The sequence below is a fragment of the Psychrobacter sp. ANT206 genome (assembly GCF_056880555.1).
Genome location: NZ_CP096271.1, coordinates 315,683 through 329,053, shown reverse-complemented (window position 1 = coordinate 329,053; position 13,371 = coordinate 315,683). Strand labels below are relative to the sequence as shown.

Below are 13,371 nucleotides of genomic sequence, written 5' to 3'. Positions count from 1 at the left end.
GTTATATAGTGATTATGCTCTTTACAGCCTATTACACACCCTTACGTCAAGCGCACACTTTGCTACCTTGCTTATATATCTCATGCCAAATCGTCCTGTTACGATATCAACAAGTCGAGATAGCGACTGGCTATAATAAATACTATTGCTTGAACCGTTTATCTAATAACAGTTCATATAAGAATATCAATAAACCATTTTATAAAAAGAAATTTACTCATACAAAAGGAAGATAATAATGAGCCAACTTATTCGTTTAAGAGATATCCAAGCAACTCACCGTGATCTGATCGGTGATGATTATTATGACCCAACTGGCAAGACTGCTTTTGGTGTTAATGAAGAAAAAATCGGTAAAATTGAAGGCGCATTGGTAGAAGATACTACTGGTCGCATTCGTTACTTAATCGTCGATGCAGGTGGCTGGTTTAGCTCAAAAGAAGTATTGGTACCAGCAGGTTTAGCACGTATCGTTGGTGATGACGTATTCTTTGATAGCTTGACCAAATCGCAGGTAGAAGCGATGGAAGTCTATGACCATGATTACCAGTATAGCTATAAAGAACAGTATGAAAGAGACCGTCAGGCATTTGTCGCTGACAGTATCCCAGAAGCTGAGCGTATGGAAATTGCCGACCATAATTACGATGCACCCAATACGTTAGAGCTATTAGAAGAACGTCTGACTGTTAATAAAGATCGTATTGTGGCAGGTTTAGTAAAAGTCGGTAAGCATGTCGTGACTGAAGAGCGTAACGTCAATGTTGACTTGGAAGAAGAGCATGCCAATATTGAACGTACCAATGTTAATCGCCCAACTGAACGCCGTATCGGTGATATCGATGGCAATGAGACGATCGAAGTTGAGCTAGAAGCTGAGCGTGCTCATGTCAATAAAGAGACCTATGTCACAGAAGAAGTAAATGTTGGTAAAACGACAGAACGTCATACTGAGACTATCGTAGATACCATTCAACGTGAAGAGCTAGATGTCGATAATAATGGTAACGTGATTGATCGTGATGGCAATTTGTTTACCCGTGATGATATCACTGCTGAAGATGTACGCCGCGCTCGTGGTATGTAATAGCCTAGCCATTCGTATGGCTTTGTAATCTAAATAGTATTTGTGATATTGTTATATACTATTTAAATCAATACTATACGACAGCCATTAGCCACTGAGTGATTTGCTCAGTAGATAAGACCAGAGCTCGTCTCTGGTCTTTTTTTATATACAATAATAAGGACAACAACCATGAATGCTAATAATGAAAATAACTATCCTAATACCAACTATCCTGATTTTACCAATAATACCGCTAGTGGCACGCAAGATGATTTAACCTCATCTGACTTGTTATCATCTGATCATAGTCAGAAGCAAACAATAATAAGCAATCAACAAGAAAGTATTTCAGAAAATCTAACCGATACTAATAACACTAACGGTGGTTATCTAGAATTATTAGAAGAGCGCCCAGTGATCAATAAAGAGCGCTTAGATGTTGGTAAAGTAACTGTCACCAAGCATTTTCGCACCAAAACTATTCAAGTACCTATTGAGCTGGTAGAAGAATATATCACGGTACGTACCGATTATCAGGATGCCGAAAGTCAGGATCTATTGTCAGGGAACTATGATGATAAAGACATATTGCGTCATGTGGAGCCTTCATTAGATAGTAAAGCCGTTGTTACTATTAATGGCACACAAGTTGAGATTGGCGATGCGCCTATTGAAATTGTTTTATCGCGTCAAATCGCAACCATTACTAAGGACACTTACGTCGTCCAAGAAATAGCCATTGAAAAAACCACACATACGCATACTGACAGCATTGAAATCGAACTCAAACATGAAGAACTCGACGTTACTGAAGAAGGGTTTTTGGCACATGAGCAAAATACGGCTCATAAGAGATAAGCTGTCGAGTTTCTGATTTTGTGGAAAGCAAAAGCAAAAAAGCAACGCGAACGTTGCTTTTTTTATATTAAATTATCCATCAATGTTCTAGCCATTATTGGGTCTTTTTACATTCATAAGTAGTGACGTTAGTAGCGTCAGTGCCAGCGGTACGCATTACACCTGTTTCGCGATCTTTATGGGCCACGCGCCACTGTACAAAGCCTGTCGTACCATCGATAGCCGTTGCGCCCTCAAATACTTCAGGATTGCTGGCTTCATTGGTTTTTGTCAAAGTGACTGACCCTTTAGCAGTCGCAAGCACCACTTGGTTAGTATCTTTATAAGTCGCTTCGACTTCTAGCTCAGGAGAGCACAAGTACGTTATTTGATTGACGCCAGTATTTACTGTAGCTACGGTATCATCTGCGACTTCGCTAGCGGGGGCATCTACGACTACATCACTTGGCTCTGCAGGTTCAGCAGACATAGGCACAGCCTGCTCTTCACTGATACTCTCTTCTAGACTTGGCTCTGTTTCTTGCTTTGGCTGACAGGCTGTTATAGACAAGGCTCCTGCCAATAATGCCGTAACAACCAAAGAGTGACGCCACTGTTTTAATAATGCTACATTCATCATGCTCTCCCAAATAATTATGCTAAACACTATAGCCTGTCCACAAATGCGCGCCTACATTGAATTTGTAAGTAATCAATACAATGTAGATGATATTTTTATTCAGCCATCAATCCTCAGTGCATAAAAAAAGCCCCTATCTATTCGATAAGGACTTTTTAATCAAGGAATGTTAGCTAGGTTTATATTTTACCATGACATTGCTTATACTTAAGTGCTGAACCACATGGACATGGGGCGTTACGGCTGATATTCATACCAGCATATGGGTCTGTGCCCGCCATAGCCCCTGCTACGCCAGCACCCGTAGCAGCGCCAACGACATTGCGGCTTTGCACTGCTGCTCTCTCCACACCGCCGTCCATATTATCGATATCACTATGCTCAAACTGCATTTGCATATGAGCGGCATTTTCACGTTGCTGTATTTCTAACGCCTCTAGCTCTTCTTTGGTTGGGATATGCACACGTGATAAGTCTTGTACTGTTTCAGACTTGATCGCGCCAAGCATCATCTGGAACAGCTCAAATGATTCACGCTTATATTCCTGCTCAGGGTTTTTCTGTGCATAACCACGTAAATGAATACCTTTACGCAGCTGATCCATCTGGGTTAAATGCTCTTTCCAGTGCTTATCTAAACTTTGCAGCATAAAATGACGCTCAAGCTGGGCAGCATCTTTTTCGCCCATTTGTTCACGGCGACTGTGATAACGATCCAATGCTGTTTCGATGATCTTGGCTCGTAAGCCTTCTTCATCTAGGCGGCGATCTTCATCAAGCCAATCGTTGATAGGCATTGCAATCTTAAATTCGTTCTCAAGCTCATCCTCTAACCCATCGATATTCCACTGATCATCGATAGAACCTGGCGGAATAAACTGGTTAATCATGGCATTATAGACTTCTTGATGCATGATTTTAATGGCCTCTAACAAATCCATCTCAGCCAACAAATCATCACGCTGACCATAGATGACTTTACGTTGATCATTGGCCACATCATCGTATTTCAGTAGGTTTTTACGCGCATCAAAATCACGACTTTCTACTTTACCTTGAGCGTTTTCAATCGACTTTGAAACCATTTTATGTTCAATGGCTTCATCTTCTTTGAGACCCATGGCACGCATCATATTCACGACGCGGTCACCGGCAAAGATACGCATTAGGTCATCTTCAAGTGATAAGAAGAAACGTGACATCCCAGGATCACCTTGACGACCTGCACGACCACGCAGCTGATTATCAATACGGCGTGATTCATGACGTTCAGAACCAATAATATGCAAACCACCAGCCGCAACGACTTGGTCATGCTTGATTTGCCATTGGGCTTTTAGACGCGCCATTTCTTCAGGGCTAACCGCATCAATATCTTCAATAAACGATTGCCAGTTACCGCCAAGGATAATATCGGTACCACGACCTGCCATATTGGTAGCAATCGTGACCGATTTTGGACTACCTGCCTGCGCAATGATTTCAGCTTCACGCTCATGCTGCTTAGCGTTTAGCACATTATGCTTAACGCCTTCTTGATCGAGCAGATAGGACAATTCTTCACTGGCTTCAATCGTTGCCGTACCGACCAATACTGGCGCGCCTTTAGCTTGAATCTCTTGAATCTCGCGGATGATGCCTTTGTATTTGCCTAACTTGGTTAAGAAAATTTGGTCATCCATATCGACACGAGCAATCGGCTCATGCGTTGGAATCACAATGACATCTAAGTCATAGGTTGATTTAAATTCTGCCGCTTCAGTATCAGCGGTACCCGTCATACCAGACAGTTTGTCATACAGACGGAAAAAATTCTGGAATGTGGTGGTTGCAAGTGTTTGGTTTTCTGCTTGAATCTCAACATTTTCTTTGGCTTCAACGGCTTGATGCAGACCTTCTGACCAACGACGACCCGGCATAGTACGACCGGTGTTTTCATCAACGATAACCACTTCGCCATCATCGACAATATAATGGATATTTTTGACAAAGACATGGTGGGCACGAATCGCCGCTTGTACGTGAGCCAATAATGGCAAACGGCTTGGGCTATAAAGACTTTCGTTTTCGCCAAGCTCACCGACTTGGATTAAGAAGCGCTCAATCTTCTCATAGCCTTTTTCACTAATCTCAATCTGGCGATTTTTCTCATCAATCCAGAAATCTTCTTCTTCATTATTCTTATTGGCTTCTTCGTCTTTTGAGCGAATCAGCACGGGAATAATGGTATTAATCAGCGCATACATGCGTGATGAATCTTCAGCTTGACCCGAGATAATCAACGGCGTACGAGCTTCATCGATTAAAATAGAGTCAATTTCATCGATAATACAGAAGTTTAGCGGGCGCTGCTTTTTCTCTTTTAAACTAAAGACCATGTTATCGCGCAAATAATCAAAACCGTACTCGTTATTGGTACCGTAAGTGATATCCGCTTGATAAGCATCGACTTTTTCTTGTGGTGGTTGCTGCGAGTAAATCACGCCAACCGTCATGCCCAAAAAGCCAAATAAGGGACGGTTTAATTCCGCATCACGTGCCGCCAAATAATCATTAACCGTCACCAAATGTACGCCTTTGCCACTGATGGCATTGAGGTACATGGCCAAGGTACCCATCAAGGTTTTACCCTCACCAGTTTTCATCTCAGCGATTTTGCCTTCGTGCAAGGTAATACCACCGATCAGCTGCACGTCATAGTGACGCATACCGTTAACCCGTAGCGACGCTTCACGACAAACCGCAAACGCTTCTGGCAATAACGCATCTAGACTTTCGCCGCCTTGGTGTCTTGCTTTAAATTCTTCAGTTTTTTGTTGTAATTGCTCATCAGACAGGGCTTGTATCGCAGCCTCGTATGCGTTGATTTTGCTGACCACTTTGCGCATGCGTTTAAGCTCACGCTCATTTTTGGTGCCAACGACACTGCCTATAATCTTTGATAACATAATTTTTTGACCTATGGAAATATTCGATAATTAGTGCGCATGACAACGCTTTACTCGCTGTTTTTTTAATTATTTGGCTGGTTACTGTCCAATTTAAGACAGTCCAATAAAATATCGCCCAATTAAGTGTGACGTCATTATATATGGTTATGACGGCGATGGATACAAGGGCAGTTAGCAGATATTTGCCGACGTAAAAAGGTGATAGGACGTGTTAAAATAACACTTATAAACCTATGTTTTTCAATTTTTTTGCTTATTGCCAGCACACTTTTTAGATGATCTATTTTATTTTGAACCGATTATTATTAGCCTTTATATCTAAAGCCTTCTATCTAGCCAAACTTATTTAAACACCCCTATTCAATAAATAAAAAAGACAACTTAAGAGATTCTGCATGCCAGTTAAACCTTCTGCTCAAAATAACAATCTTAGTAAACCCACTTCAAAATCTGTGCCAGTTGACTCTGACTCATTGGTCATAGGTGATGCCATCTATCACTTGGCAGATCATACGCCGATGATGGTGCAATATCTCAATATGAAGGTTAACTATCCCCAAGCGTTATTGCTGTACCGGATGGGTGATTTTTACGAGTTATTTTTTGATGATGCCAAACGCGCGGCACAAATATTGGACATTACTTTAACCCGTCGAGGTACCGATAAAGCAGGTAATACGATTGCGATGGCAGGTGTCCCTTTTCATGCTGCAGATAGTTATATGGCAAGATTGATAGCTGCTGGGCAAACCGTCGTTGTCTGCGAGCAAATCGATGAATCAGCCGTTGGTAATGCGAGTAACCCGTCAAATATTCCTACAATGGGCGATAAGCAAAAGAAAGATAAGAGTAAATCTACTGCTGGCACTATTATGCGCCGTGAAGTGGTCAAAACGCTGACCGCAGGGACGATTACCGATGATGCACTCATTGCGCCCAATCACACCCCGACTGTCGTCGCTATTGATATCGAAATTCCTAAATCGAACAGCAAACAACCTGTGCAAGCTGCCGTTAGCCAAATGGATTTAGCCGCTGGAACTTTGACGACGCAAACGATCAGCGCTAATCAAGATGATATTGAAGCTTTACAAACCCAAATGCTCACGGTGCTGGCACGCTTTGCGCCAAGCGAATGTATTATTAGTGAAGCGCTGAGTGACAGTAACGGTGATATCAGCGCAGACTGGCTGCTGTGGCTACGTCAACATCTCGACTGCCCTATTATTGAAGTTGCGGGCAATGACTTCCACCGTGAGCATGCCAGCGAAACTTTGTGCCAACAGTTTGAGGTTCAGCGTCTTGATGGGCTTGGTATTAGCGATGCACCACTTGCCCAGGCTAGCTGTGCGGCGCTTATTCACTATGCACGACAAACCCAGCAGCGTCATGTACCACAAGTTAACCAGCTTATCGTCGAATATAATGATGACTATTTAATCATTGATGCCAATAGCCAGCAAAACCTTGAGCTATTTACGCCCGTTAGTAGTAATGGTACGTCATTAATATCGGTGCTCAATCATTGTCAAACGCCGATGGGTCGACGCTTACTCGTGCAGCAAATGAAACGCCCACTGCGTCAGCATTCGCGTATTAACTTGCGTTTAGATGCGATAACTAGCTTGTTAAATACTGATAAACAGTCTGAGCAATGCTCGGGAAATATCTTATTAGTTACCAGCTTGCGCGAAACCTTAAACGCCATCGGGGATATGGAACGTATCAGTAGTCGTATTGGGCTAATGAGCGCCAAGCCGCGTGACTTGCGCAAATTGGCTGATGGTATTGCTAGTAGCGCCCAGCTTACGACGCTAATGACAAATGCAGGTATTCGCCATGAGCAAGCGGGACTATTACCGATGCTAATGCAGCAATTGCCTGCGCAGCTACATGTCGTACAGTCTATAGCCGAGCTGATTGAGCAAGCCATTATCGTTGAGCCGCCTGCCCATATCCGTGACGGTGGCATGCTAGCCGCAGGCTATGATGCTGAGTTTGATCGCCTGACTCATCTGCATGACAATATCCAAGTGACATTGGATGAGATGGTAGAAAGCGCGCGTCAAGAGAGCCAATTACCCAGTCTAAAAGTGGGTTTTAATAAGGTCAGCGGTTTTTATTTTGAATTGCCTAAAATGCAGGCAAAGAATGCACCAGCGCATTTTATCCGTCGACAAACGCTGAAAAGTAGCGAGCGATTCATCACTGACGAGCTAAAAACAGTCGAAACTGAATATCTAAGCGCGCAAAGCTTAGCATTGACTCGCGAAAAGCATCTGTATAATGAGCTATTGATACAATTAGGTAGCCATTTAGCTGAATTACAACAGCTTAGCGCTGCTATCGCCCAGATAGATGTCCTCAGTAACTGGGCACAGCTTGCGATCACTTATAACTGGCAACGTCCAGTCATGAGTAACGACTCGAAAAACGATAATAGCATCTTAGATAGTAGCTTAGAAAACAGTCACTCAGAAAATGGCTTGAATAATAACAGTCAAACCAATATTGATATCAAAGCAGGTCGTCATGTTGTTGTAGAAGCTGCACTAAATCCTATTCATACTCATCAAAATAATCCTGCTAAACATAGCAGTCATTTTGTCGCCAATGATTGTGCATTGGGCAGTCATGCAAACCCTGAGCGATTATTAATGATTACTGGTCCTAATATGGGTGGCAAATCGACCTATATGCGCCAAACTGCTTTAATTGTTCTACTTGCTCATTGTGGTAGCTTTGTTCCAGCAGCGAGCGCTTGTATCGGAGATATTGACCGTATCTTTACCCGTATTGGTTCGGCTGATGATTTGGCGGGTGGCAAATCAACCTTTATGGTAGAGATGATTGAAACCGCTAATATTCTCAACCAAGCGACCAATAAATCGTTGGTGCTGATGGATGAAGTCGGACGCGGTACAGCCACCACTGATGGCTTGGCAATCGCTCATGCTTGCATTAATCGATTGGTAGAGATTGGCTGCCTGACATTATTTGCCACTCATTATTTTGAGCTGACAAAATTGGCGCAAAACCCTAGAGAAAGTAGTGGCAGCAATGACAAACTTATCCGTAATGTCCATGTCGCCGCCAGTGAGATCGACGGTCAACTGTTACTACTGCATCAAATCAAAGATGGTGCGGCAAGCTCCAGCTTTGGGTTACATGTGGCAAAAATGGCGGGTATCCCAACTCAAGTGCTGAATGATGCCAAGCGTTATTTAGTAGATAACTTAAGCATAGACAATCTAAAACCAGATAACGAAAGTATTGATGATGACAAAAATGAATTAGCTAAGTCGGTAAAGGATAAACGCCAGCAGACTTATAATAGTAATATAGAGAAATCAAACATCGGGAATCTTGATAAAAAACAAAAAAATACAGATATTCCACAACAAAATCAGATATTTAGCTTACAAGATGAGCTACAGGCTATCGACCCTGATAGCCTAACGCCAAAGCAGGCACATGATTTACTATATCATCTGAAGAAAATCATTAGTTATTAAAGGGAATTGTTAAATTATCTCAAAAGCGCTAAAATGTGCCTTATTTTTAATTTATTCTATTTCGCTCAATCCAATAACAGGTAGACAGTACTATGACCTTTGTCGTTACAGAGAACTGCATTCTTTGCAAATACACCGACTGTGTGGAAGTCTGTCCTGTCGACTGCTTTTATGAAGGACCAAACTTCCTCGTCATCGACCCTGATGAGTGCATCGATTGTGCTCTATGCGAGCCTGAATGTCCTGCCAATGCTATCTTCTCAGAAGATGAAGTGCCAAAAGGGCAAGAGCTGTTCACTCAGCTAAATGAAGAGCTGGCGCAAAAATGGCCAAACATCACTGAGATGAAAGGACAGATGCCAGAAGCTGAAAAGTGGGATGGCGTGGAAGGCAAAATTCAGTATTTAGAGAAATAGCTGGTGTTTTAAAACCGCTCAATGTATTGAGACAATAAAAACTACTTAATGGTCATTAAATAAGAAGGGCTATTAGGTAGTTTTTTATTGCTGCCTATAAACTCGTATTATGGGCGCATGAGTTAGGTAAATAAAGAATCTCAATATTACTACTACAGCTCCACGAGCCTGCACTGGTACGCAGCCATTGTATTTTTTTACCTGCTAGTCTTGGATTGACTTGTGTCGATATAGTAGCAGTGATGCTGGTGGTCAATACTAGAGGATTACTCATCTGTGCAACACCCATATTATTAGGTAAAACTACACCTACTTGTGAGCCACCCACTATCAGGTTGGAAGCAGAAGCGCGTGGATCACATTCATCAGTAGCCAATCCAATGACTGTCCTACCTGTTTGTATACATTCTTCTACAGTTAATCGCAGCTGTCCTAACTCGTTAATCACTCTTGTCGCTTGTGTTTTGCCTATATAGATTTGATACTGAGGAATAGCGATCGCTGCCAAAATACCAATAATGGCAACCACTATCATTAGCTCAATCAAGGTAAAGCCAGATTGCAGCAAGTGGTGACATTTTTGGGTCAATTTTGGAGTGTTAGGCGTTTTCATGGTGTTCATATCGCAGTCAATAGAGTTATCCTCCATAGTGCACAGCGTATGCCATCAGTGTATTTGACATAAAAACGCCTCATGTACTTTTAGCTAATTTTTAATCACTTTTTAACAATCAACCTCATTATAACAAGTGATAACCATAACCCCAAAATCTTGGCGGCGTTGACGGCATTTCTTCCAAAAATATATTGGTGTTCATAAACAGATAGCCAAAAATCAGTATTAAAATACTTATCAATAATATCGGCAGATATTTTGCCAAAATACTGGTGTCTGGCGGCGTAAGCTTAGCAGGCGAATGGAAATATGACGCATGAGCGAACACTGGATTTTTGAATAAGAATACGAACAACCATAACAGCATCATTTGTGTAATTGGGTAGATATATACCCCTGATAAAGACATATCAATACTGACAGCAAGTAACCCTGCTAAAACAAAATAGTTTTCTTTAAAACTCCAGCTAATATGACGGATTACTTTAAATACAATAAAAGCCAAAAAGCCAAAACCAATCAGACCTGTTTCGGTTAAAACTTGGATAAATATATTGTGTGGATGTGCTGATAACTGAGGATATTGCTCTAGCTGGTAAAACCCACAACCCAGTATTGGACGTGTTACCCAACATTGCAACCCATTAACCCATAAATCTATACGTCCACTAGAGGACTCTCGAACGATAGCTAAACCATCAGAGCCAAAGCTCGCCGCATAAGTAATCGCTAAATATGCTAGCCAAGAGGCGATATAAATACCAAGAAGCGGGAACCTTGTCGGCTTATGATAGACGGTAACGATAGCAATAAAAGCAGTATAGGCTAAGGTAACTGAACGACCTGCGTCTAATAAAATTGCAAAGAATGCCAAGAATAAAAATAATAGGTATAAGAGTTTATAACGCTCATTGCGAACATAAAACCAAGTAGCAAATATAGACATGATTAAGAAGTAGCTATCATAAACGCGGATATTCCAAGATAGCGGATACCAGTTGGCGATATAACTGCCGCTATTAATATAGTCGACCAGCGCCACTGGTAATAATAAAAAAATGACCAAACTGAATAGCACAATGGCTTTAGTTATCAGCGCATTATAATTTAGAAGCTGAAAATTCTTATACAGTAGATATGCCAATAATAAATCGATGACTATAAATAGCGGTTGCTGCCAAAAAAAGCTGCCAACCGCAGTAAACACAAAAAACAATATTACGCTTTTATTAACCTGAAATTGTCCTTTAACAACTGCCCATAAGCCAAATACTAATAATAAAACGACTTCAAAAATCCGATACTCATTATAAAAATTATAACCACTGCTGAAATTGACCATCCCTAGTATAAAATATATAAGGTAAAGTGCTACCACTCCTTCTTTATTCACTAAATCCGGATGAAACAGGGAGTGTTTATTAAGTAAGAATTTTTTTAGCATGCTAATCACTTGGAAAAATTAAGTTAAAAAAAAGCCAAACATTATGTTTGGCTTTCTATTAATGATATGTATATCAGCTATTAAGAAGCAGGGCAGCTTGCTGGCGCATATTTAGATTGTACAGTAGTGCTACACTTCCAAGTACCAGTAGCATCGCGAGTCCAACTCAAAGTATTTTTGCTAGCTTCTTGTAGAGTCTTAGCTGCACCAGTACCAAACGTAGCTACAATTGCAGTGGTTTCAGTAAGGGCATTAGCATTAGTACCAGTACCAGTAGTGGGAGCAGCGCCAGCCACCGTAGTAGTTTGAATGTTAGATGCAGTAATACCTAAATCACATTTAGTTGCAGCATCTTTACCTTCGTTCAAACAAGTTTCAACAGCAGTCTTGATAGATGATGTCTCACCCATTGCACGGCTAACTTGCGACTTAGCGATGTAGTTCTGATATTGAGGAATAGCGATCGCAGCCAAGATACCGATAATAGCAACAACGATCATTAGTTCGATTAAGGTAAAACCTTTTTGAGCAGTGTTCATAAGAACTCCTTTAGAAGTATATAAAGATAAATGGCTATTAACGCGTTTTATCTTTAGGGATATAATGTATTTTTCTCTTATTATAGATGGTGCACATAACGTGCCAAAATTATAGTTATCACTATTTTTCTTATTTCTTACTTAATAAATCATGCTTTTTGTACTAATGATCATTCAATCCAATTTTTACCGAAAAATAATGTTACGCTTAACCTACTAAAAATTGTCAGTATACCCATCATAAGTAGTAAAGATTACAGAAAACTGACGATTTTTGTCAGTTTTCTGTAATCTTTACTCATTCCACTTATCTCCTGTACCACAAACGTTACCCCGACACTTATTATTTTGATAATTGAGGCTTAGTATGCCGTCATTAGCCATTTGACTGTTGGGATTTGGTGTGGCGATGATACGCCACTCTGAGGTAAGCGGATTGGGAGTGAAGATGATGGTATAGAACGTCGGACCTTGCCGAGGGAAGTTACCCCCTAGTCCCGTAATTAAATCATTACTATAACTACCCTGCACTAACTTGCGACTTTGAATCTCAGCTGCGATATTATGCATCTCACTCATCATGTCAGTTCGTTTACTTTTGATCACGTAGCGTTGATAGTTTGGATAAGCAATGGCAGCAAGTATACCAATGATAGCAACCACTATCATTACCTCTACTAACGTAAAACCATGATGATTGTTAGACTTATGCTTAACTGACTCACATTTATTAAAAGTTAATCTCATTACCAGCTTTCCTCACCTGTACCGCAGTTATTATCTTTAATAGCGATAGTATTGGTTTTGTGCTGACAGCGTATGCCGCTACTGCTTAGCATGATAGTACTGCCACCCTTTGCAGGACCTGAAGTATTTGGTATTGCTAGCATCTTCCACGTCCTACCTGTGATGACAGAAAACCCAGTTGACACTAGCGATGCTTCAGTATTGCCACCGTCGACAAGGGTTATCTTATACCGATAATTAGATGCATCACTGCCATCAGGCACATAGATAGTTTTATTTACCGACGGATCAGCATAACTATAAGTCACAGCATTGGTTGTGCCATTGATCATTTGCGGTTGGAATCCTTGGTAGCTTAACGCTTTCGATCGCCAACGCTCAAGCTGTATCTGTAACTGCAGCATCTTCGATTGCGCATCACGCTCAGCATTGAGTACTACATAACGACGATAGCTTGGAACAGCTATCGCAGCGAGTATTGTGATAATAGAGATAACAATCATCAGCTCTATCAGCGTAAAGCCGCGAGTGTTATTAAGTGTGATTGTATCTCTCGTCTGAGTCATGTACGACGTCCCGTTATCTAATGACAGATAA

Annotated in this window: 11 protein-coding genes; 4 read left to right on the top strand and 7 right to left on the bottom strand. The window is 41.2% G+C overall.

All coding sequences use genetic code 11. From position 1 onward, the window contains the following. Positions 1–238: 238 nt before the first annotated feature. Positions 239–1,087 (top strand): DUF2382 domain-containing protein, encoded by an 849-nt coding sequence (locus M0221_RS01420; protein ID WP_133103825.1) that lies wholly within the window; start codon positions 239–241, stop codon positions 1,085–1,087. A gap of 171 nt (positions 1,088–1,258) precedes the next feature. After that, positions 1,259–1,927, top strand: a complete 669-nt coding sequence (locus M0221_RS01415; RefSeq protein WP_483284140.1) for a YsnF/AvaK domain-containing protein — start codon at positions 1,259–1,261, stop codon at positions 1,925–1,927. Between the two features lie 94 nt (positions 1,928–2,021). Here the strand turns inward: M0221_RS01415 and M0221_RS01410 are convergent, their stop codons facing one another. Both M0221_RS01410 and secA read right to left on the bottom strand, forming a co-directional pair. Beyond that, positions 2,022–2,543, bottom strand: a complete 522-nt coding sequence (locus M0221_RS01410) for a hypothetical protein (RefSeq protein WP_483284139.1) — start codon at positions 2,541–2,543, stop codon at positions 2,022–2,024. Positions 2,544–2,725: 182 nt separating this feature from the next. Further along, positions 2,726–5,494, bottom strand: coding sequence for a preprotein translocase subunit SecA (secA, locus tag M0221_RS01405; protein ID WP_483284138.1), 2,769 nt, complete (start codon positions 5,492–5,494; stop codon positions 2,726–2,728). Between the two features lie 398 nt (positions 5,495–5,892). Here secA and mutS point away from each other — a divergent pair, with 398 nt between their 5' ends. Then, on the top strand, positions 5,893–9,012 hold the full coding sequence (gene mutS, locus M0221_RS01400) for a DNA mismatch repair protein MutS (RefSeq protein WP_483284137.1): 3,120 nt from the start codon (positions 5,893–5,895) through the stop codon (positions 9,010–9,012). A 92-nt stretch (positions 9,013–9,104) separates the two neighbouring features. Beyond that, positions 9,105–9,428: a ferredoxin FdxA gene (gene fdxA / locus M0221_RS01395; RefSeq protein WP_440825423.1), complete on the top strand. Its 324-nt coding sequence runs from the start codon at positions 9,105–9,107 to the stop codon at positions 9,426–9,428. Positions 9,429–9,522: 94 nt separating this feature from the next. Here fdxA and M0221_RS01390 read toward each other — a convergent pair whose 3' ends face one another. The 5 genes from M0221_RS01390 to M0221_RS01370 form a co-directional block, all read right to left on the bottom strand. Then, entirely contained in the window at positions 9,523–10,050 is a 528-nt protein-coding gene (locus M0221_RS01390; protein ID WP_483284136.1) for a pilin, read from the bottom strand. 118 nt (positions 10,051–10,168) lie between these two features. Continuing rightward, a complete protein-coding gene (locus M0221_RS01385; protein ID WP_483284740.1) occupies positions 10,169–11,251 on the bottom strand; it encodes an O-antigen ligase family protein in 1,083 nt (360 codons plus the stop codon). 317 nt (positions 11,252–11,568) lie between these two features. Further along, positions 11,569–12,027: a pilin gene (locus M0221_RS01380; protein ID WP_483284135.1), complete on the bottom strand. Its 459-nt coding sequence runs from the start codon at positions 12,025–12,027 to the stop codon at positions 11,569–11,571. 294 nt (positions 12,028–12,321) lie between these two features. Beyond that, positions 12,322–12,774 (bottom strand): type IV pilin protein, encoded by a 453-nt coding sequence (locus M0221_RS01375; RefSeq protein WP_263240901.1) that lies wholly within the window; start codon positions 12,772–12,774, stop codon positions 12,322–12,324. Then, positions 12,774–13,340: a type IV pilin protein gene (locus M0221_RS01370; RefSeq protein WP_327107299.1), complete on the bottom strand. Its 567-nt coding sequence runs from the start codon at positions 13,338–13,340 to the stop codon at positions 12,774–12,776. Before M0221_RS01370 ends, M0221_RS01375 begins: the two co-directional genes overlap by 1 nt. Positions 13,341–13,371: the final 31 nt, after the last annotated feature.